This is a genomic window from Colwellia sp. SU-HH01217 (assembly GCF_057543495.1).
The window spans coordinates 86,839-108,205 of sequence record NZ_BAAJLX010000015.1 but is presented as its reverse complement, the minus strand read 5'-3'; the positions used below and the strand labels follow the sequence as shown (position 1 = coordinate 108,205).

29 protein-coding genes are annotated in these 21,367 nt (G+C 39.0%); 18 read left to right on the top strand and 11 right to left on the bottom strand.

The window, feature by feature from the left end:
• Positions 1–594: 594 nt before the first annotated feature.
• The 18 genes from rplN (at position 595) to AC27G3_RS15840 (ending at position 10,386) form a co-directional block, all read left to right on the top strand.
• Positions 595–963: a 50S ribosomal protein L14 gene (gene rplN / locus AC27G3_RS15925; protein WP_487123235.1), complete on the top strand. Its 369-nt coding sequence runs from the start codon at positions 595–597 to the stop codon at positions 961–963.
• A gap of 12 nt (positions 964–975) precedes the next feature.
• On the top strand, positions 976–1,290 hold the full coding sequence (gene rplX / locus AC27G3_RS15920; protein WP_487123234.1) for a 50S ribosomal protein L24: 315 nt from the start codon (positions 976–978) through the stop codon (positions 1,288–1,290).
• A gap of 12 nt (positions 1,291–1,302) precedes the next feature.
• Entirely contained in the window at positions 1,303–1,848 is a 546-nt protein-coding gene (gene rplE, locus AC27G3_RS15915) for a 50S ribosomal protein L5 (RefSeq protein ID WP_487123232.1), read from the top strand.
• A 4-nt stretch (positions 1,849–1,852) separates the two neighbouring features.
• Positions 1,853–2,158, top strand: coding sequence for a 30S ribosomal protein S14 (gene rpsN, locus AC27G3_RS15910; RefSeq protein ID WP_487123231.1), 306 nt, complete (start codon positions 1,853–1,855; stop codon positions 2,156–2,158).
• A gap of 19 nt (positions 2,159–2,177) precedes the next feature.
• Complete coding sequence (rpsH, locus tag AC27G3_RS15905) at positions 2,178–2,567, top strand: 30S ribosomal protein S8 (RefSeq protein WP_487123229.1); 390 nt, start codon at positions 2,178–2,180, stop codon at positions 2,565–2,567.
• A gap of 10 nt (positions 2,568–2,577) precedes the next feature.
• Complete coding sequence (rplF, locus tag AC27G3_RS15900) at positions 2,578–3,111, top strand: 50S ribosomal protein L6 (protein ID WP_487123228.1); 534 nt, start codon at positions 2,578–2,580, stop codon at positions 3,109–3,111.
• A gap of 9 nt (positions 3,112–3,120) precedes the next feature.
• Positions 3,121–3,474, top strand: a complete 354-nt coding sequence (gene rplR / locus AC27G3_RS15895) for a 50S ribosomal protein L18 (RefSeq protein WP_487123226.1) — start codon at positions 3,121–3,123, stop codon at positions 3,472–3,474.
• Between the two features lie 9 nt (positions 3,475–3,483).
• A complete protein-coding gene (gene rpsE, locus AC27G3_RS15890) occupies positions 3,484–3,993 on the top strand; it encodes a 30S ribosomal protein S5 (protein WP_487123224.1) in 510 nt (169 codons plus the stop codon).
• 6 nt (positions 3,994–3,999) lie between these two features.
• Positions 4,000–4,179, top strand: a complete 180-nt coding sequence (gene rpmD / locus AC27G3_RS15885; protein WP_487123242.1) for a 50S ribosomal protein L30 — start codon at positions 4,000–4,002, stop codon at positions 4,177–4,179.
• A 2-nt stretch (positions 4,180–4,181) separates the two neighbouring features.
• Positions 4,182–4,616, top strand: coding sequence for a 50S ribosomal protein L15 (gene rplO, locus AC27G3_RS15880; protein ID WP_487123222.1), 435 nt, complete (start codon positions 4,182–4,184; stop codon positions 4,614–4,616).
• 6 nt (positions 4,617–4,622) lie between these two features.
• Positions 4,623–5,948 carry a preprotein translocase subunit SecY gene (gene secY, locus AC27G3_RS15875; protein WP_487123220.1) on the top strand — a complete coding sequence of 442 codons (1,326 nt, stop codon included), beginning with the start codon at positions 4,623–4,625 and terminating at the stop codon, positions 5,946–5,948.
• A gap of 32 nt (positions 5,949–5,980) precedes the next feature.
• Entirely contained in the window at positions 5,981–6,094 is a 114-nt protein-coding gene (rpmJ, locus tag AC27G3_RS15870) for a 50S ribosomal protein L36 (protein ID WP_130603190.1), read from the top strand.
• Positions 6,095–6,267: 173 nt separating this feature from the next.
• Positions 6,268–6,624, top strand: coding sequence for a 30S ribosomal protein S13 (gene rpsM / locus AC27G3_RS15865; RefSeq protein WP_487123218.1), 357 nt, complete (start codon positions 6,268–6,270; stop codon positions 6,622–6,624).
• A 14-nt stretch (positions 6,625–6,638) separates the two neighbouring features.
• The gene (gene rpsK / locus AC27G3_RS15860) at positions 6,639–7,028 is read left to right on the top strand and encodes a 30S ribosomal protein S11 (protein WP_487123216.1); all 390 of its coding nucleotides are present in this window, start codon (positions 6,639–6,641) and stop codon (positions 7,026–7,028) included.
• Between the two features lie 31 nt (positions 7,029–7,059).
• Positions 7,060–7,680, top strand: a complete 621-nt coding sequence (gene rpsD, locus AC27G3_RS15855) for a 30S ribosomal protein S4 (protein WP_487123214.1) — start codon at positions 7,060–7,062, stop codon at positions 7,678–7,680.
• Between the two features lie 25 nt (positions 7,681–7,705).
• Entirely contained in the window at positions 7,706–8,695 is a 990-nt protein-coding gene (locus tag AC27G3_RS15850) for a DNA-directed RNA polymerase subunit alpha (RefSeq protein ID WP_487123212.1), read from the top strand.
• A 43-nt stretch (positions 8,696–8,738) separates the two neighbouring features.
• A complete protein-coding gene (rplQ, locus tag AC27G3_RS15845; protein WP_487123210.1) occupies positions 8,739–9,143 on the top strand; it encodes a 50S ribosomal protein L17 in 405 nt (134 codons plus the stop codon).
• Between the two features lie 343 nt (positions 9,144–9,486).
• A complete protein-coding gene (locus tag AC27G3_RS15840; RefSeq protein WP_487123208.1) occupies positions 9,487–10,386 on the top strand; it encodes a phosphoribulokinase in 900 nt (299 codons plus the stop codon).
• 33 nt (positions 10,387–10,419) lie between these two features.
• Here the strand turns inward: AC27G3_RS15840 and speD are convergent, their stop codons facing one another.
• The 11 genes from speD to AC27G3_RS15785 all read right to left on the bottom strand — a co-directional run bounded on the left by speD (position 10,420) and on the right by AC27G3_RS15785 (position 21,362).
• Positions 10,420–11,190: an adenosylmethionine decarboxylase gene (speD, locus tag AC27G3_RS15835; RefSeq protein ID WP_487123207.1), complete on the bottom strand. Its 771-nt coding sequence runs from the start codon at positions 11,188–11,190 to the stop codon at positions 10,420–10,422.
• Positions 11,191–11,195: 5 nt separating this feature from the next.
• Complete coding sequence (locus tag AC27G3_RS15830; RefSeq protein ID WP_487123205.1) at positions 11,196–11,603, bottom strand: OsmC family protein; 408 nt, start codon at positions 11,601–11,603, stop codon at positions 11,196–11,198.
• Between the two features lie 132 nt (positions 11,604–11,735).
• Positions 11,736–12,089 carry a DUF3802 family protein gene (locus AC27G3_RS15825; RefSeq protein WP_487123203.1) on the bottom strand — a complete coding sequence of 118 codons (354 nt, stop codon included), beginning with the start codon at positions 12,087–12,089 and terminating at the stop codon, positions 11,736–11,738.
• Between the two features lie 132 nt (positions 12,090–12,221).
• The gene (locus AC27G3_RS15820; protein ID WP_487123201.1) at positions 12,222–13,031 is read right to left on the bottom strand and encodes a 2-oxoadipate dioxygenase/decarboxylase family protein; all 810 of its coding nucleotides are present in this window, start codon (positions 13,029–13,031) and stop codon (positions 12,222–12,224) included.
• Between the two features lie 261 nt (positions 13,032–13,292).
• Positions 13,293–14,762 carry a succinylglutamate-semialdehyde dehydrogenase gene (gene astD, locus AC27G3_RS15815; RefSeq protein WP_487123199.1) on the bottom strand — a complete coding sequence of 490 codons (1,470 nt, stop codon included), beginning with the start codon at positions 14,760–14,762 and terminating at the stop codon, positions 13,293–13,295.
• 28 nt (positions 14,763–14,790) lie between these two features.
• Positions 14,791–15,822, bottom strand: coding sequence for an arginine N-succinyltransferase (gene astA, locus AC27G3_RS15810; protein WP_487123197.1), 1,032 nt, complete (start codon positions 15,820–15,822; stop codon positions 14,791–14,793).
• A gap of 124 nt (positions 15,823–15,946) precedes the next feature.
• Positions 15,947–17,161, bottom strand: coding sequence for an aspartate aminotransferase family protein (locus AC27G3_RS15805; protein WP_487123195.1), 1,215 nt, complete (start codon positions 17,159–17,161; stop codon positions 15,947–15,949).
• Positions 17,162–17,479: 318 nt separating this feature from the next.
• Positions 17,480–18,625 carry an HDOD domain-containing protein gene (locus AC27G3_RS15800; RefSeq protein WP_487123194.1) on the bottom strand — a complete coding sequence of 382 codons (1,146 nt, stop codon included), beginning with the start codon at positions 18,623–18,625 and terminating at the stop codon, positions 17,480–17,482.
• A gap of 93 nt (positions 18,626–18,718) precedes the next feature.
• Positions 18,719–19,306: an anthranilate synthase component II gene (locus AC27G3_RS15795; RefSeq protein ID WP_487123193.1), complete on the bottom strand. Its 588-nt coding sequence runs from the start codon at positions 19,304–19,306 to the stop codon at positions 18,719–18,721.
• 195 nt (positions 19,307–19,501) lie between these two features.
• Entirely contained in the window at positions 19,502–20,692 is a 1,191-nt protein-coding gene (locus tag AC27G3_RS15790; RefSeq protein ID WP_487123191.1) for an alginate export family protein, read from the bottom strand.
• Between the two features lie 250 nt (positions 20,693–20,942).
• The gene (locus tag AC27G3_RS15785; RefSeq protein WP_487123189.1) at positions 20,943–21,362 is read right to left on the bottom strand and encodes a hypothetical protein; all 420 of its coding nucleotides are present in this window, start codon (positions 21,360–21,362) and stop codon (positions 20,943–20,945) included.
• Between the last annotated feature and the right edge of the window lie 5 nt (positions 21,363–21,367).

Sequence of the window (21,367 nt, the reverse complement as noted above, 5' to 3'; positions counted from 1 at the left end):
AGGACTTTAGTTGACGTAATCGTAAAAGCTTAATTATCGAAAGATAACTTAGTTTTAACGCAATAGTTAAATAAAAGCCCCTATCATTTATCTGGTAGGGGCTTTTTTATATTCAACGATTGAATCATATGTGGCGGTGTCAAGGATGACAAAGAGTGACGATATAAGTAAAGCATAGCGCCAATTTCAAAGTCTGCTCTTTAAAGGGAAGTGGACTTTAGTTGATGTAATCGTAAAAGCTTAATTATCGAAAGATAACTAAGTTTTAACGCAATAGTTAAATAAAAGCCCCTACCATTTAGTTGGTAGGGGCTTTTTTATGCTGTTAAGGAAGTGGATAATTCCCTTTAATTTTATCATTGTTCATTTTTTAGCTAAATAAAGTATCACTTTTAGATGACTGGTGTTATAATCTCGCGCCCACTGGGTTTGTGTCTCGTGCTTTTTTTGTACAGAACACAGGTTTTTAGGGGGTAGTAAGGCAGTGACGGGTCAAATTTCTGGCCTTGAATTTTATCTTATTTAATTTTAATAGATGTATTTTTAGTTATTTTAATAACGAATGAAGACATAAGATATTAGCGGAGTAAAACAATGATCCAAATGCAATCACAGCTTGATGTTGCTGATAACAGCGGCGCAAAGCGTGTTCAATGTATTAAGGTTCTTGGTGGTTCGCACCGTCGCTACGCACGCATTGGAGACATCATCAAAGTTGCCGTAAAGGAAGCAATTCCTCGTGGTAAAGTAAAAAAAGGTGATGTATTAACTGCGGTAGTGGTGCGCACTAAGAAAGGCGTACGTCGCTCTGATGGTTCAGCCATCCGTTTCGACGTTAACTCAGCTGTAATGCTTAACGCAAACTTACAGCCGATTGGCACTCGTATTTTCGGGCCAGTGACACGTGAATTAAGAACTGAAAAGTTCATGAAGATCGTTTCTCTAGCACCAGAAGTACTTTAAGGAGTCACGATAATGGCATCTAAGATTCGTCGTGATGATGAAGTAATCGTACTTGCAGGCAAAGACAAGGGCAAAACTGGTAAAGTTACCAAAGTTCTAGTTGAAAGCGGCAAAGTATACGTAGAAGGTATTAACCTAATCAAGAAGCACACTAAGCCTGTACCTCAGTTACAGCAGCCTGGTGGCATTGTTGAAAAAGAAGCACCTTTACAAGTTTCCAACGTAGCGATCCTTAACTCTAAAACGGGTAAAGCAGATCGTGTTGGTTTTAGAATTGAAGACGGCAAAAAAGTTCGTTTTTTCAAATCTAATAACGAATTAATATAATTGGAGTAAACGATGGCGAAACTGCATGATTTATATAAAGATACAGTTGTAGCTGAATTGCAAAAGCAATTTGGTTATAAAAGTGTCATGCAAGTCCCTCGGATTGAAAAGATCACCCTAAACATGGGTGTTGGTGAAGCAATTTCTGATAAGAAAGTGCTAGAACACGCCACGAATGATCTTACTGCAATCTCAGGACAAAAGCCGGTCACGACAGTAGCACGCAAATCAGTTGCGGGCTTCAAAATTCGTGAAGGCTATCCTATAGGCGCGAAAGTAACTTTACGCGGCGAACGTATGTGGGAATTTTTAGAGCGTTTAATCTCTATTTCTATTCCTCGTATCCGTGATTTCCGTGGTTTAAATCCTAAGTCATTTGATGGCCGTGGTAACTACAGCATGGGCGTACGTGAGCAAATAATCTTCCCGGAAATTGATTACGATAAAATCGACAAGATCCGTGGTATGGATATTACTATCACTACTAGCGCGAAGAATAATGATGAAGGCCATGCATTGCTATCTGCCTTTAACTTCCCGTTTAAGAAGAAGGTGTAGAGTTATGGCTAAATCGTCAATGAAAGCTCGTGAAGCAAAACGTACCAAGTTAGCAGCACAATATGCTGAAAAGCGTGCTGCATTAAAAGCAATCATCTCAGGTCCAGATTCTTCTGAAGAAGAACGTTGGGATGCCGTATTGAAACTTCAAAGTTTACCTCGTGATTCGAGCAGTAGTCGTCAACGTAACCGTTGTAACATTACTGGCCGTCCACATGGTTACTTACGTAAATTCGGTTTAAGCCGAATCAAGTTGCGTGAAGCAACTATGCGTGGTGAAGTTCCAGGTCTTAAGAAAGCTAGTTGGTAATTCACGGGAGTAAATGGTTATGATGACTGATCCTATCGCGGACATGTTTACACGCATCCGCAACGGTCAAGCTGCAGCAAAATCTGCAGTAGCAATGCCATCTTCAAAGTTAAAAGTGGCAATTGCCAACTTACTTAAAGAAGAAGGTTATATTTCAGATTTCTCAGTTTCAACTGATGCTAAGCCTCAGTTAGACGTTGTTTTGAAATATTTTGAAGGTAAAGAAGTAATTGAAACGATCAAGCGTGTTTCACGTCCTGGTCTTCGCGTATACAAAAGCAGTGATGAGCTTCCAAAAGTTCTTGCTGGTATGGGTATCGCAATTATTTCTACATCTAAAGGTTTAATGACGGATCGTGCCGCTCGCAATGCGGGTATTGGCGGTGAAGTTCTTGGTTTCGTAGAGTAAGGAGCAGAATATGTCTCGTGTTGCAAAAGCACCTGTCGCTATCCCTGCTGGCGTTACTGTTACGTTATCAGGTCAAGACATTAAAGTTAAAGGTCCAGTAGGTGAGTTATCACATACGATCCACAGTTTTGTTGCTGTTTCTCAAGAAGAAAACAACCTCATTACTAACATCGCATGTGAACACAGAAATGCATGGGCTCAAGCCGGTACAGTACGTGCTTTAATCAATAATATGATTGAAGGCGTAAGTAAAGGCTTTGAAAAAAGATTAGTTTTACAGGGTGTTGGTTACCGTGCAAAAGCTGCAGGTCAGTCTTTAGACTTATCTTTAGGTTTTTCACACCCAATCAAACACACAATTCCTAAAGGAATTACTGTTGAAACTCCTAGCCAAACTGAAATCGTACTGAAAGGTGCTGATAAGCAGGAAGTTGGTCAAACCGCAGCGAACATTCGTGCATACCGTAAACCTGAGCCTTATAAAGGTAAAGGTGTTCGTTATTCTGATGAATACGTTCGTCGTAAAGAAGCTAAGAAGAAGTAGGGTAATACTATGGATAAGAAAACATCTCGTTTGCGCAGAGCTAAACGCTCTCGTGCAAAAATTAGCGAGTTGGGTGCGAATCGTTTAGTTGTATTCCGTACTCCTCGTCATATTTACGCGCAATTGATCGCTCCTACTGGTTCTGAAGTAATCGCATCTGCGTCTACTTTAGATAAAGAAATTAGTGCTCAGTTAGATAAAACAGGTAACGTTGCAGCAGCAACTGCAGTCGGTACAGCAATTGCTGAACGTGCTGCAGCCAAAGGTATCACAAGCATTGCTTTTGATCGCTCAGGTTTCCGTTACCACGGTCGCGTTAAAGCGTTAGCAGAAGCAGCTCGTGAAGCTGGTCTGCAATTCTAGGGGTTGATAATGGCTAATCATAATCAAGAAAACTCACAACAAAGTGATATGGCTGAAAAGCTAATCGCCGTTAACCGCGTTTCAAAAGTGGTTAAAGGTGGTCGCATATTCAGTTTCACCGCTCTTACTGTAGTTGGTGATGGTGCTGGTCGCGTTGGTTTTGGATACGGTAAAGCACGTGAAGTGCCTGCTGCAATCCAAAAAGCAATGGAAAAAGCACGTCGTAACATTGTAACCGTAGATTTGAAGGGTACTACTCTTCAGCATGTCGTTATCGGCAAGCACTCTGGTTCAAAAGTTTACATGCAACCAGCTTCTGAAGGTACAGGTATCATCGCCGGTGGCGCGATGCGTGCAGTACTTGAAGTTGCAGGCGTTCAGAACGTATTGTCAAAAGCATACGGTTCTACTAACCCGATCAACGTAGTTCGCGCTACTGTTTCTGCTTTAGCGAATATGCATTCGCCTGAAAGCATGGCAGCTAAACGTGGCAAAACCGTTGAAGATATTTTGGGGTAATTGAGCATGTCTAAAACAGTAAAAGTAACTCAAATTAAAAGTTCTATCGGTCGTTTACCGAAGCATAGAGCTACATTAAAAGGCCTTGGTCTACGTCGTATTAACCATACAGTAGAGTTAGAAGATACTCCGTCTGTACGTGGTATGATCAACAAGGTTTATTACATGATTAAGGTGGAGGATTAATAATGCATTTAAATACTTTATCTCCTGCTCCAGGATCTAACAAAGCTAAAAAACGCTGTGGCCGTGGTATTGGTTCTGGCATCGGCAAAACTGGTGGTCGTGGTCACAAAGGTCAGAAGTCTCGTTCTGGCGGTAGTGTACGTCCTGGTTTTGAAGGTGGTCAAATGCCATTGAAACAACGTTTACCTAAGTTTGGTTTTACTTCACGTAAATCTTTAGTTCACGCTGAAGTTCGTTTACATGAATTAAACCTTATCACTGGTGATGTTGTTGATATTCACGCGCTTAAAGACGCTAACCTAGTAACACGTAACATTGTGACAGCAAAAATTATGTTGTCTGGCGAAATTACTCGTCCATTGACTGTTCGTGGTTTAGGTGTTACTAAAGGTGCACGTGCAGCTATTGAAGCTGCTGGTGGCAAGATCGAGGAATAGTACAGAATGGCTACACCAGGAACGGAAAACAAAGGTTCAGGCGGTTTGTCTGAGCTAAAACAAAGATTGTGGTTTGTATTCGGAGCGCTTGTTGTGCTTCGTTTGGGAACATTTGTGCCGATCCCTGGTATTGACGCCGCTGTATTAGCTCAGTTCTTTGAACAGCAAAAGGGCACCATTGTAGAGATGTTTAACATGTTCTCTGGTGGTGCACTTGAGCGAGCCTCAGTATTGGCACTTGGTATTATGCCGTACATTTCAGCTTCTATTATTATGCAATTACTTACGGTAATGCATCCTAAGTTCGCAGAACTTAAAAAAGAAGGTGAAGCTGGACGACGTAAAATCAGTCAGTACACACGCTACGGCACATTAGTTCTAGCAACACTGCAATCAATTGCGATTGCGAGAAGCTTACCTGATATGATGCAAGGCTTGGTAATTAATCCTGGTCTTGGTTTCTATTTCGCTGCGGTTGTAAGTTTGGTTACCGGTACCATGTTTTTAATGTGGTTAGGTGAACAAATTACTGAACGTGGTATTGGTAATGGTATCTCAATCATAATTTTCGCAGGTATTGTTGCTGGCATGCCAGCTGCAGTAGGTCAAACTGCTGAGATGGCGCGTCAAGGTGAATTGCACTTATTAGTATTATTGCTAATTGCGTTTGTCGTTTTTGCTGTGACTTTCTTGGTGGTATTTGTAGAACGTGGTCAACGACGTATTGTTGTTAACTACGCGAAGCGTCAGCAAGGCCGTAAGGTTTTCGCTGCGCAAAGCACACATTTACCATTAAAAGTGAATATGGCTGGGGTAATCCCACCAATATTTGCTTCAAGTATCATCTTGTTCCCAGGCACTCTAGCGAGTTGGTTTGGTCAAGGCGAAGGTCCAGTAGCGGATTTCTTACAAAATGTTTCTCAGGCTATGTCTCCTGGTCAACCTTTGTATGTATTTATGTTAGCCGCCGCAATAATATTTTTCTGTTTCTTTTACACGGCATTGGTTTTCAATCCGCGTGAAACGGCAGATAACTTGAAAAAGTCTGGTGCGTTCATTCCAGGGATTCGTCCGGGTGAACAAACATCCAAATATATAGATAAAGTAATGACACGTTTAACCCTAGCGGGCGCGATGTATATTACCTTTGTCTGTTTGGTTCCACAGTTTATGATCATAGCATGGGACGTACAGTTCTACTTTGGCGGTACATCATTATTGATTATCGTGGTTGTGATTATGGACTTTATGGCACAAGTACAAACGCATTTGATGTCTCATCAATATGACAATGTACTTAAGAAAGCAAACTTGAAAGGCTACGGTAGTTAGAAACCGAGCTAGATAAGTTAACGGAGTATAAAATGAAAGTACGTGCATCCGTAAAAAAGATTTGTCGTAATTGTAAAGTGGTAAAACGTAAAGGCGTAATTCGCGTTCTTTGCTCAGAGCCAAAGCACAAACAAAGACAAGGCTAGTTAATAACTTAGGATTAATTCCAAAGCTTAAAAACTAGTGTAATCTTTTAGGAGTGGCATTATGCAGATATTTCTGTATAATGCCGCTTCGATTTGCGAAAAAAGAGTCTGGTTGAGTATCCTAACGGGCTTTTCAACCAATGTAATTTTAAATTTTTATAGGAGATGTGTTAGTGGCCCGTATCGCTGGCATTAACATCCCTGATCGTAAGCATGCAGTAATCGCCATTACTGCGATTTACGGTATCGGCGCAACCCGTGCAAAAGCAATTTGTGCGGCAGCAGGTATCGAAGAATCAACGAAGATCAGTGAATTAGACGAAGCAAAAATTGATTTGCTACGTGCTGAAGTGGATAAATTTACCGTTGAAGGTGATTTACGCCGTGAAGTTTCAATGAATATCAAGCGTCTTATGGACCTTGGCTGTTATCGTGGCATTCGCCACCGTCGCGGTCTTCCTCTACGTGGACAACGCACTAAAACAAATGCGCGAACCCGTAAAGGTCCTCGTAAGCCAATTAAAAAGTAACGAGGAATTAGACAATGGCTAAAACACCAGTTCGTACGCGTAAACGCGTAAAAAAGACAGTTGTCGATGGCATGGCTCATATCCACGCCTCTTTCAACAACACAATCGTGACTCTAACAGACCGTCAAGGTAATGCTTTATCTTGGGCGACTGCAGGTGGTTCAGGTTTCCGTGGTTCACGTAAATCTACTCCGTTTGCTGCGCAGGTTGCTGCTGACCGTGCAGGTCTTGCTGCGAAAGAGTTTGGTTTGAAGAATATTGAAGTGTTCGTTAAAGGTCCAGGTCCAGGTCGTGAATCTGCAATCCGTGCCTTAAATGCTGCTGGTTTTAAAATAACCAACATCACTGACGTTACACCTATTCCTCATAATGGTTGTCGCCCTCCTAAGAAACGTCGCGTTTAATCGTACTTTTTAGGAATGTTGGAGAAATAAAATGGCTAGATATTTAGGTCCAAAGTTAAAGCTTAGCCGCCGCGAAGGAACAGATTTATTCCTTAAAAGTGGTGTAAGAGCAATTGACACTAAATGTAAAATCGAAACTATACCAGGTCAGCACGGCGCACGTCGCGGTCGTTTATCAGACTATGGTGTACAACTTCGTGAAAAACAAAAAGTTCGTCGTATTTATGGCGTACTAGAAAAACAATTCCGTAACTACTATAAAGAAGCGGCTCGTCTAAAAGGCAACACAGGTGAAAACTTGTTACAACTTTTAGAAAAACGTCTTGATAACGTAGTTTACCGTATGGGTTATGCCAGCACACGTGCTGAAGCTCGTCAACTTGTTAGCCATAAAGCTATCGTGGTAAACGGCGTTGTTGTGAACATTCCATCTTTCACTGTTAAAGCTGAAGATGCAGTTTCTGTTCGTGAGAAGTCTAAAACTCAAGCGCGTATTATCGCTGCTTTAGATTTAGCTGATCAACGTGAGAAGCCACTGTGGGTTGAAGTTGATAGTAAGAAACTAGAAGGCGTTTTCAAACGTGTTCCAGATCGTTCTGACTTATCTGCGGAAATTAATGAACAGTTAATTGTAGAACTTTACTCTAAGTAAAGCTTCACATTAGGAGAGGACATATATGCAGGGTTCTGTAACCGAATTCCTTAGACCACGATTGGTTGACATTGAAACTTTAAGCACGCGTCGTGCTAAAGTAACTTTGGAGCCATTGGAGCGTGGTTTTGGTCACACTTTAGGTAATGCGTTACGCCGCATTCTTTTATCTTCAATGCCAGGTTGTGCGGTAACTGAAGTTGAAATAGACGGTGTTTTACATGAGTACAGTAGTAAAGAAGGTGTTCATGAGGACATCATCGAAATATTGTTAAACCTTAAAGGGCTTGCAGTTATTTTAGAAGGCAAAAATGAAGCCGTTCTTACCTTAACTAAGTCTGGTGAAGGCCCTGTAACGGCAGCTGACATCCAACATGATGGTGATGTAACTATTACTAATCCAGATCATGTTATCTGTACTTTAACAGGTGATGGCTCTGTTAGCATGCGAATTAAAGTAGAAACAGGTCGTGGTTACGTTCCTGCTTCTGTTCGTCGCGATGCCGAGGAAGAAGATCGCGCTATTGGTCGTTTGTTGGTTGATGCCTCATTCAGTCCTGTAGTAAGAATTGCCTATGATGTTGAGTCTGCTCGTGTTGAACAACGTACAGATTTAGACAAATTAGTCTTAGATATGGAAACTAATGGTACATTAGATCCAGAAGAAGCGATTCGTCGTGCTTCAACGATTCTAGCTGAACAGTTAGATGCATTTGTTGAGTTACGTGATATCAAAGAAGTTGAGTTGAAAGAAGAAAAACCTTTATTTGACCCAATTTTGCTTCGTCCTGTAGACGATTTAGAACTAACTGTCCGCAGCGCAAACTGCCTTAAAGCAGAAGCAATTCAGTACATTGGTGATTTAGTACAACGTGCAGAAGTTGAGCTTCTTAAAACACCTAATTTAGGTAAGAAGTCTCTAACTGAAATCAAAGACGTGTTAGCGTCTCGTGGTTTGTCTCTGGGCATGCGCCTAGAAAACTGGCCACCTGAAAGCATCGTTGATAACGACTAGTTCGATCATCGTTTTTTTAAACAGTTAAGATAAGGATTAACTTATGCGTCATCGTCAAAGCGGTCGCCAGTTAAACCGTAATAGCAGTCATCGTAAAGCGATGTTCCGCAATATGGCAAGCTCATTAGTTAAGCACGGCGTTATTAAAACGACTGTTGCTAAAGCTAAAGAACTACGTATGGTAATTGAACCAATGATTACATTGGCTAAGACCGACAGTGTTGCAAATCGCCGTTTAGCATTTGCTCGTACACAAGATAAAGAAGTAGTAGGTATTTTATTCAACGATCTTGGTCCTCGTTACCAAGAACGCCCAGGTGGATACACTCGCATTTTAAAATGTGGTTTCCGTACTGGTGATAAAGCGCCTATGGCTTATATTGAATTAGTAGACCGCCCAGTAGTAGAAGATGCTCCTGAAGTAGTTGAAGAAGCAGTAGAAGCATAATTTAGGTAACTAAATTATACTGATAAAAACGAGGCTTAGGCCTCGTTTTTTTTTGCTTTTAAAATTGTGTCAGTTTTCGCTATCGATTTTGAAATAAAAATTTTGTTTATTCAGTGATCTTCTTTATACACAAGAAAAATACCAGTTACTGCGCTATTTAAATCTGTAGAAAAAAACGCATAGTTAGTGAGATTGGTGTCAGTAAAATAAATGTGTACCACCATACTTTTCATTATGTATAGCGACTATAAAGGCTTGTTTATCGGTATTTTCTTGACCACTCAAGGTTTTCCTCGTATAACAATATGTCTCGTTAATTTCTTTCAACAAAGGCAACTCATTTATGTCAACTCGAAATCCTATCATTGCGGTTACCGGTTCATCAGGTGCAGGGACTTCAACCACGACAGAATCTTTTGAGCATATTTTCAGAACATTAAATATTAATGCTATTAATGTTGAAGGTGATAGTTTTCACCGTTTTTCTCGTCAAGAAATGGATTTAGAAAAACGCAAAGCTGATGAAGCTCATAGTAATATTAGCTATTTTGGTGATAAAGCGAACGATTTTGATAGTTTAGAGCGCTTGTTTAAAGATTATTCTGAGACAGGTAAAGGGAAAATGCGTAAGTATCTACATACTTTCGATGAAGCTGTGCCGTACAATCAAATGCCAGGGACTTTTACGCCTTGGGAGGAGTTGGGTGAGGGAACCGATTTACTCTTTTATGAAGGGCTGCATGGGGGCGTTAAAACGGATAACAATAATGTCTGTAAGCATGTTGATTTATTAATTGGCATGGTGCCTATTGTCAACCTTGAATGGATTCAAAAGATTATTCGAGATACTCATGCAAGAGGACACACTCGAGAAGCTGCTACTGCCAGTATTGTACGTAGTATGGAAGATTATATATCCTTTATCACTCCTCAATTTTCACGCACCCACATTAATTTTCAGCGAGTTCCTACGGTTGATACCTCGAATCCGTTTAGCGCAAAAGCAATCCCAACATTAGATGAAAGTTTTGTGGTTATCCGTTTTAGAGAAGTTAATAATGTCGATTTTCCGTATTATTTAAGTATGATTGACGGATCATTTATGTCACGTACAACGACCATGGTGGTGCCAGGTGGTAAAATGGGTTTAGCGATGGAGCTGATTTTAACCCCATTAATTGCTGATATTATGAAAAAGAAGTCACACGCTAATAAACAAATTGATTGGATGAGTGATATGTAAGTTAATCCTCAATAGAGAGTGATTGTTTAAAGATTAACTTAACTTTTTAAACAACTGCTCACGCTCGTTGAGAATTTTACTTGTGATGCTATCCTTTTGACTCGCGATATCACTAAGCTGTTGGTTCGCAATGTTAGGTGTTGTTCCCCGAAAGATACTTTCATTTAACTGCACACCTTTTAGGCACAATTTACTATAAAATAATTTGTCTTGTATGAGGTTACTACTATCAAGGTGATAGTTAGCTAAATGCAAATCAGATAAATACTCACTAACAGATGATATTTCCTGATCGTTAAATTGTTTATCGCCATTAAAATTTCGGGTCATACCTCGTACTCGATAATCAATATCTATTACATCTGCGGCAAATTCATCAATTAAGTAATTAAGTACGTTTAGCGGAGAAATAACACCGCAAGTTGAAAGCTCAATATCGGCGCGAAAGATAGCAATATTATTTTGAATATTATCGTCAGGATAGGTGTGAACACAAATATGCGATTTGTCTAAATGACCCACTAAAGATTTAGCTTGTGCTTCTTCAGAAATCATTAAGGTAACACTCGCCCCTTGAGGCTGATAATTTTGTTGGGCAATATTTAAAATATTACCGCCAATTGCATGGCAAATTTTGGTTAATAAATGTGAAAGATTAGCTGCGCTGTATTTGTCATTGACATAGCGATTATACTCATTGTGATCTTCGTTCGTTTTTAAATAATGAAGTTTGTAAAACGAAAAACTTAAATTTTTCGTTAAATTATTAAAACCATATAAACGCAACTTTTCTTTATCAGACATGAAATTTATTCAACTGTTTTAATGGCAAAATCGTGTGTAATATTAACGCCTTTATTAAGCATTAGTGCCACAGAACAATACTTATCTGCAGAAAGGTTTACTGCTCTTTCAACATGTTTTTCACCAATGTTACTCCCTTCAATAACAAAATGAAGATGAATATCTGAAAATAACTTAGGTACGCTATCAACACGCTGAGCGGTTATTTCAACCTGACAACCTTGAATGTTTTGACGGGCTTTTTGTAAAATACTGACCACATCAACAGAAGAGCAACCACCCAAAGAGATCAAGACATTTTCAAGGGGACTGGGCGCTAAATTACCACCGTTTGCATCTAAAACAATGGTATGGCCTGATTCTGAAGTGCCAAGAAATAATTCATCAGCTACCCATTTTACATTTGCTTTCATTTGATAATCCGTTTTGAAAAGATAATGCGACTATAGTAGCCAACCTTGGAAGTTGAAACTAGTGCTATTATCGTAATAGTTGAGGTGCTTATGGTAAAAATTAGCGAGGTGAGAGTGGTAAACAGTTAATTACTAGGCATTTAAAATAATATGTATTTCGGTGTCGAATAAATTCTTAATTAATCCAGCAAACTCTTTAATAAAGGTGACTTGTTCAGGGGTTACTTGATGATCAACAACGCCAGAAAGGATTTCTTCAAGATCGTAAACAATGGCGTCAACTTCTCGGATAATGGTATTTCTTAACGCGAAGGTTAATGCGTCATTTTGGCTACAAACGGTAATAATTTGATTACTTAATTCTTCTTCTATCACCGCCATAACTGAATCTGCATGAGAGTTTTCTGCGGCAGAGTGCTCGAACAAACTTAAATGCTCAGTTAAATATTCAATGATATGGATATAGCCTTCAGTATCAGTAACCATAATTCTTTCTGTTGTTTAGCCGTGTGTTCAGTATAGCGACACTTTACCTTTATTTTAAGACGTTAATCAAGAAATTGCCTCAACAGGAAAAATTTATTCTATTAAGGCAATTTACTAAATGCTGATTAGTCGTTAAGCGGCTGCGTTTGTACTTTCAAATATTTTATCAGCAGAAGCAGCAACAAACCCTGTGTAAAGTTCGCCATTAGCTAAAGGATAGCGTTTAGCAAACTCATAAAAACAACTAGGAATTGAAACCCTTGTATCGCTAAATTCAACTTTAGCTTTGTCGGCAAGTGTTGCAGATTGCTCAAGCATTACATTTTTATCGCCTTTGACTTCACCGCCAGTAGTATTAAGTGAAAAACCACCCGCTTTTACTGCTTGGTTGACGTCGGTAATGTCATCAAAGTTTTCAAGATGGTTAATGCTTACCGTAAAGTGATTCGCTCGATATCCCCAAGCTGATAACCATGCGGCATACTCGCTTTCTTTTAATAAGGTTTGATAGTCGGTATGACTTATTTGCCAAGGAGCACCTGAATATAAAAAATCTTCTCGAGTGACGACTGTCTCATCCATTGCATCAACTAATTGATGAATAATAGTTTGTGCGTTGGCTGATAATTTCTCTACCAATAACTCACTTATAAACACTTTTGGTTGTAATGGATCGCTATGTTCAAAGTGTTTTGCATAAAGGTGCTTAGTTTCAAAATGATATTCACCACAGGCTTTGTAACCTAGATCAATTAAGTGTTGAGCTAGCTTATCTAAATTAACTTTTTCAATGTTAAATGTACGATATGCAACGTGATCGTTAACTAAATCATTACCTGAGCCAAGAAGTTGGTGTACTTTATGGGCTGAAGGTGTGACCTCAAGATAGTTTTGCCAGATATTGTCAAAAAGTGCGCTAACTTTTGATGAATGATTAGACATAATTGTCTCCTGTTAAATTTGATAAAAATTGAATAAATAAAAAACGAATAAAGCAGAAGGTGAACAAACTGACGTTAGACTAAAGAGTCTTTGCTCTAGTTAAAATGTATTAGCTGTAAAAAGAAATATTTAACAGGAATGAAATTTTTTAACGTGAACAGGCAGAAAGCACCAGCCACTTGTTAAATTTGGTCGATACTTTTGAAAAAGCTGGGTCGAAACCCAGCGATGTTAATTTGATAGATTAAAGACATAAATCGTTTAAATCGATAAACCTGGACTTAAAGTAGCTGGTAGGGCAACTTTTTCTGCTTCAACTGAAGCAATTGGGTATGCACAGTAATCTGCAGCGTAGTAAGCACTCGCTCTATGGTTGCCACTTGCGCCAATACCACCAAATGGTGCCGCACTGCTTGCGCCAGTAATCGGTTTGTTCCAATTAACAATACCTGCACGAATACGACGGAAGAAATGGTTGTATAAGGCTTCACTATCGCTTAATAAGCCTGCTGATAAACCAAAGCTAGTATTATTTGCTTCGTCAATTGCGGCATCAAAATCAGTGTAACGATATATTTTTAATAACGGGCCGAAGTGTTCATCATCTGGCATTTTATCAATGCTCGTTACATCAACAATGCCTGGAGAAATAAAGCCTGTTCCTGCTTCTAAGTGCTTCATCATCACAAGTGATTGAGCGCCTAAATCAAGTAGTTGTTGTTGTGCGGAAACTAAACCTAAAGCGGCTTTTTCTGAAATCATAGAGCCGATAAAAGGTTGTTCTTCATCGTCAAAATAACCAATCTTAATGTCTTTAGTGACCGCAACTAATTTGGCTATGATCGCATCGCCTTGCTCGCCAGCTTCAATAAACAAACGACGTGCACAAGTACAGCGTTGACCTGTAGTAATAAATGCTGATTGAACAATATCATGAACAACGGCGTTAATATCGCTAACATCTTTAATTAATAGCGGGTTATTGCCACCCATTTCTAGAGCAAGAATTTTTCCAGGTTGCCCACCAAATTGTTCATGCAACAAATGGCCAGTTGTAGAAGACCCCGTAAAGAATAAACCATCGATGTTAGGATCGCTTGCCAACGCTTTACCTGTTTCCACTTCACCTTGGACCAGATTGATAACCCCTTGAGGTAGTCCTGCTGCTAACCATAGTTTTAGCATCTCTTCGGCAACCATAGGTGTTAATTCGCTAGGCTTAAATACGACTGTATTACCTGCAATTAAAGCGGGAACAATATGACCGTTAGGTAAATGACCTGGGAAATTGTAAGGGCCAAACACAGCAACAACACCATGGGGTTTATGACGAATAAATGCTTTAGCACCTGGCATTGGGTTTTCAACAGTACCTGTACGCTCTTTGTAAGCATTTAGTGAGATATTGACTTTACCCACCATAGCACCAACTTCGGTACGTGTTTCCCATAAAGGCTTACCTGTCTCTAAAGCGATAGTTTTGGCTAAGTCTTCTTTATTCGTTGTTAATTGCTCGGCAAAAGCGGTAACAATTGCTACTCGCTCTTCAATAGTGATGTTTGCCCATGACTCAAATGCTGTTCGAGCACTGCTAACTGCTGCAGAAACTTGCGCTGGTGATGCAGTTTTACCTTGCCAGATAACTTCATTACGAGCAGGGTTTAATGACGTGACTTCATGCCCTTCACCGGCGAGCCATTGACCATTAATTAATTGAATAGGGTATGACATTTTAAATCCTCAATAAAAGCGTTTGCGCTTAATTAGCAACTAGACGAACCCAGTCGTCAGTCGATACTTGTAATGCTTCTGCTACCGCTTGGCTAATAACAACTTGATTAGCTGTTTCGCGCAATAATAGCGGCGCTTGTGTTGCTCTAAAAGAAGCAACCTGTGTATTACAAATAATGTATTTGGTTTCAGTATCAGAGTTTGCTGAATTAACATCACCAATAATAACTTGGCACTTTTTGCTTTCTGTTACTGTTTTAATGTTTGAACGTTCAGCTTCTACTGTTGGTCCGCCATCGAAAATATCAACATAGCCTCTACGTGAAAAACCTTCCGCTTCCAGTAAACGTAGTGCAGGTACTGTTTTTTCATGAACTTTATTAATTACTTGTTGGGCGTCTTTGCTTAACAAGTTGACATAAATTGGGTGTTTCGGCATTAGCTCAGCAATGAATACTTTTTTTCCGATACCTGACAAGTAATCAGCGGTTGGAAAATCCATTGAGAAAAAGTGTTCTTCTAACCATTGCCAAAAAGGTGACTCACCTTTTTCATTTGATATACCACGCATTTCAGCAATCACTGTGTCAGCAAAGCGTTCTTCATGCTCGGCAATAAATAGAAAACGACAACGAGATAAAAACCGGCCGTTATTATTTTTACGATGACTTTCACTTAAAAATAATGTGCAAATTTCAGTAGCACCAGTATAGTCGTTACACAAGGATAAGGTTTCAACAGTATTGTATATATTCAACTCACGAGAGTTGTGGACGACTTTGCCTAAATGATAATGATAAAAGGCGTCTTCTAAGCCAACCGCAGCTTCAATTCCTGAAGTACCTACAACTTGTCCTGTTGTTGTGTCTTCCATAACAAACAAATAGCCTTCACCATTTGGTTGAGCTACGTCTGAATTGAAAGAAACTTCTGCATGAGCAATACGTTTTCTTAATAACTCTTCATTGACCGGTAGTGATGTAAAACCGTGTCCTGACTCAACAGCTATGCGATGTAATGAATCGTAATCACTGTTTTGTATAGGGCGTATGATAATCATAAATTATTCTCAATGAGGTAATAACTGTGCCAGATAACATGATGTTATAAGGCAATATAGTGAATGGTCTAATGTTAAATTAGACCATTTTTAAGCTGTATTTAATTAAGTTAGCTTGTATTACTTATTTAGCTAGTTTGGCAACGGCTTTTTCAAAACGCGCTAAACCTTCAGCAATATCTTCATTAGGAATGACTAAAGAAGGAGCAAAGCGGATAATGTTAGCACCAGCAACTAAGGTCATAACACCTTCTTCCATCGCCGCTACTAAAAAGTCTTTTGCTCGGCCTTGATAAGCGTCAGTTAATACCGCGCCAATTAATAATCCTTTACCACGAATTTCTGTGAATACGTTATATTTGGCGTTAATTGCATTTAAACCGTCAACGTATAGTTTCGCTTTAGCTTTTACACCATTAAGCACATCTTCAGTATTTACAGTATCAAATGCTGCTTCACCAACAGCACAAGCTAATGGGTTACCGCCGTATGTACTGCCGTGAGTACCAATTTTTAAATGCTTAGCAATCTCAGTTGTGGTGATCATGGCACCAATTGGGAATCCGCCACCTAATGCTTTAGCTGTTGTTAAAATATCAGGAGTCACGCCAAGATCCATATAAGCGTATAAAGAACCTAAACGGCCAACACCCGTTTGAACTTCGTCAAAAATTAATAATGCATTGTGTTGGTCACAAAGCTCACGTACACCTTTAATAAATTCATCTGTTGGAGAAACTAAACCACCTTCACCTTGTAATGGCTCAATCATAATGGCACAGGTTTTGTCTGAGATTAATGCTTTAACACTTTCAAGGTTGTTGTATTCAGCATGCACAATATCGCCAGGCTTAGGACCAAAGCCGTCAGAATAAGCCGCTTGTCCACCAACAGTAACAGTAAAGAAAGTACGACCGTGGAAACCTTGTTTAAATGCGATGATTTGAGATTTATCGCTACCGTGTACGTCAAGTGCCCAACGACGCGCTAATTTTAGTGCCGCTTCGTTAGATTCAGCGCCAGAGTTAGCAAAGTACACTTTGTCAGCAAAAGTATTATCGACTAATTTTTTCGCTAATCGTAATGCTGGTTCATTTGTCATTACATTTGATAAGTGCCAAATTTTTTCGCTTTGCTCTTTTAATGCACCTACAAGTGCAGGGTGACAATGGCCCAAACAATTTACGGCAATACCACCAGCAAAATCTATGTATTCATTATCGTTTTGATCCCAAACACGAGAGCCTTGACCGCGAACAGGAATAACAGCAGAAGGTGCGTAATTAGGCACCATAACATCATCAAATAACGCACGATCAACAGGGAAATGGTTAGACATTTTTAATCCTCTAGCTTTAATTTATATACAAGTGGTATTTCGGTATTTATCAGCGGTAAAAATAACCTACCTGATAAAAAATAGGCAGTTATTATGGCAGAAAAAAGAGCTCTTGTCTCGTTTTGAGAGCGTGTAGCACTTGTAAAACAAAGGCTTGAAGGATTTTATTCAATTAAGGTGAATAACTATTTTTATTCGAATAACTATTTGGCGATTGATGGCTACAGTGGTGTTAGTTGCGGTTCATTTTTAAGATTTTTATTAAAACTTAATAACTACTCAAAAATAATTTAATAAAAAAGAGGTTATCTACACGTTTTATTTAAAATTAAGCTTAATGTGATCAATATCGCTACGTTTTAGCAAGGCAATATCGTCAGGGGTTAACTTTACTCTGCTCAATAAAGTTTTGGCTTCATCAGTGTTTATTAGGTTTTCTTTTGCTAACGATCTAAAGGCAATATAAGCCTTAGCTTGAGTGACTGATTGAGCAATAGGATGCATGTCATTAAGTTGACTGCAATATGCCAAATCAAACATAGGTTCGGTGATCAATAAACGATCAAAGCGCATAAGTTCAATAAGGTCAGCTGATATATTGCTGCTACGACTAGCGAGTTGTTCTAGTAATAACTCTGGAGACATTTCCAGTTGAACAAAAACATTGTGTAGGCGTTTGTCTCTACTTTCAAAAGCTTCTCGCCTTTGTTGCTTGTAAGTTTCGTTATAGCAGTCAAATACGCATCGAGTAATGGCCAAGTGACCAATATTTGACAACATGCCACAAGTAAAAGCAGTAAAGCCATCTAAACCTTGTTGGTCTGCTAATACCTTTGCTGCTAAGGCAACAGATAAGCTGTCGTTCCACAGTTTTCTTTTCATTAAGCCAAAAGGAGCTGTCGTACCTGGAAGCCAATGCTTTAAAATAAACGTTGGCATCAACAGCTTTAAATTATCTAATCCAATATAACTCAAGGCCAAATTAGCTTGAGTCACTTGTACATCAGCACGTTTTCTATATTGCGGTTTATTGACCAAATTAATAAGATCGTTTGACAGCCAAGAAAGTGATTTTACTAAGGGAGTTACTCTATTAACCGAAGCTGCTTTTACTGCGAGTAGTTCTAAAATAGCAGGGGCTGAGTCTTCAACATTTAAAACGTTATTATACAGGTTTTCTTTATTATCAAAGACATCGTTGATTTGGGTATTAACTTGTTTATAAAGCTTATTCATCACTTGGGATTTAAAGTGATTTTGGCCGTGCTCTTCGATAATTTTATCTTTGTTGGCTTGTTTTTCTACTGCTAATAATTCGCGTCGACGATTAGTTTGCTCACTATCTTGTTGAGCAGCAACAGTTAATTTACCGTTGCTTAATTCGGCAAATTCTTTACTGATGGTTAAACTGATCGATCGTTGATAAATGCTTGATATCGCATCATCGTTTTCAAATATTTGCATAGCTGTAAAATTATATTCTTAGCAGTAAAATTGATTTAGTGTACAGAAACTTTATCGACAATGCGCGCTAAATCATTAATTGTTCTTGCTTAATTAGTGTGTGTTATCGTCGATAAAGTTATTTAATAACTCATGCCCTTGCTCAGTTAAAATGGCTTCTGGGTGAAACTGGACACTAGCAATGGGCAAGGTTTTATGTGTTAGTGCCATTATTTCTTCAAAATCGCCTGCACTATTTTTGCTCCATGCCGTTATTTCAAGTACAGGAGGCAATGAGTTTACATCAACAATGAGTGAATGATAACGAGTTACTTCTAATGGGTTATTTAAGCCTTTAAAGAGCCCTTGACCATTATGGCTAATCTGACTGGTTTTTCCGTGCATTAATTTTTGGGCTTTTATCACCTTAGCGCCAAAATGTTGAGCAATACACTGATGCCCTAAGCACACCCCTAAAATAGGAATAACACCAGCAAACTTTTCAATAATAGCCAAAGACAGGCCAGCAGTATCAGGTTCACAAGGTCCAGGTGAAATGACAATAAACTGAGGCGACAAACGTTCAATTTCCGCTAAAGTAATTTTATCATTGCGTTTAACGAGTACTTCTTGCCCGAGCGCTTGAAAATAATGCACTAGATTAAAGGTAAAAGAGTCGTAATTGTCGATCATCAATAACACAGTATTTCTCGAATATTGCCCTTAAAAGAGCTTGATATAAATCGCGGCTATTCTAATGCCTCATGAGATTGAGAACAATCGGAAAGTGATTTTATCGACTGGTTAATGTGTGAGTATTGATTAGGGCAATGATAAAAAATCACACGCCCTAGTTTTTTTAAATGGCTTACTGGTTAGAGATGTTAAGGAGAGTCGTTAAAATTTAGCCGATAACTGTAACCATAATTTATTTGTATCAGTTGCATATTCGTCCGCATTGTAATTGGCAAACTTAGCGAGCACACTATAATTTTTATTAATGGTGTAAGCAGCGACTAAATCGATTTCACTGCCCCAATGTTGACCACCAACGTCGGCAGATAAGTCATGGTATGTTGCACTTAACTTTATATCCGCTATAGCGCCTTTAACTGTAAGATAAAGGTCTTGAACACCGTCAGCTGGGGTATTTAAAAACTTGTCGGCAAAACCTTGGAATTTATGCAAAGTCGCTAAAGGTGTACTAAATGCTACACCATTGTCGCTCCCTAGTAATTCATAACCACCTAATACGGTAACTTTACCAAAAGTAGAGCCGACTTCTGCGTTAATATAGTTAGCAGTGAAGCTAGTGGGATTATTACCTGCGTCACTTTGTGAAGCCAAGCTGGCATTGACAAATACTGGACCAAATTTGCCATTATACAAAGCACCGAATGTACTAGTTGACAGCTTAGCATTGCTTTGGGCGTTGTAATCTAATAAATAAGTAAAAGCTGATACTTTGTGATTGTCGTTGAGTTGATAACCTAGGTTAGCTAAATGAAAATCACCGGTAACGTTTTGCGCTTTAATGTTGTTAATATTATTTACATAACTGTAATCAAACGACAGGGCATTAATTTGATATAAAAATCTTGCACCGTCATAAGTTTGTTCATTTTGACGCCAAGCGACACCACCAACAAAACGTTGATTGTTGTGGGTAATACGTTGACGACCAACAACACTGGTAAAATTATTGTTTTTGTATTGCAGATAACCTTGATTAACATCAGTACCCGTTGGGTCAACCACTAAAGGGTAGTTCACATTACCGTTTTGTGTGCTGTTGTAATTATCCACTAATGCACTGACGTTATCGACTTCAAGCCCTAATGAAAAATTGCTATAAGCGCCAGTTGTTATTGTCATCCTACTTTTTATGGTTAAGGCGTTAGCGGCATCATCAATGCCGTCTTGATCGACATATTCTTCACGTGCACGAAATGTTAAGCCAACTTTACTGTCTGCTAATGCTTGGCTTACACCTGCACTAATGGTCGATACATCAGCAATTGCCAATGGAGAAATTAAGGTAGAAAGGGTTAACAAAGAAAGAGAGAGTTTTCGAGTAGTAGTGTCCATTTTATTTCCTACGTTCAAGTTTTATTAAAATGATTTTTCATGGAGTTATTCAAGTAAGTTATTGCTCAATGTATTGCTGTTATTACAATGCTATTTGAATACACAACTCAGTTTAGTTGTGCTGAAACTTTGAGTATTAATTTAAAGTCTCTATTTTGTCATGAGTCAACCGCAAGGATGTTGATTTGAATCAAAGTGTTAAATTTTGTAACTGGCTACTTGTCATTACTTTAACTTAGGTGCTTATAATTCAACCAATACTTGGAGCTTGCGTTCTCGGTTGCCATTGCCACCATTGCTGCTCACCATCTTGATCAGAACTGTTAGTTGAATTGGTTTGCTTCGTTTCTTTTGTTTGATATATATCCCAAGTAATTAAGAAGTCAGGATTGATTATTTTGACACCATCAGTAGAGGTATGAAACTCGCCTTGAGGTGCGGTAAACCAACAAGATAAATTAGTCGGTAAAATAAAATGAGCTTCCTTATTTTTAGCCGATTTTTCTGTTGTTTCGGCTTGATTAAGCAATACCGTAATACCAATTTCGTTATCAACCGCTACAACAGTGCCAGCGAGGATGGTTTGTTTCAATTGTTTGCCAGCGACATCGAAATAGCTAAGGCCGAGCAAGCAGGTTTTGTTTAATGTATCTTCAATAGAGTGCAGCATAGGTA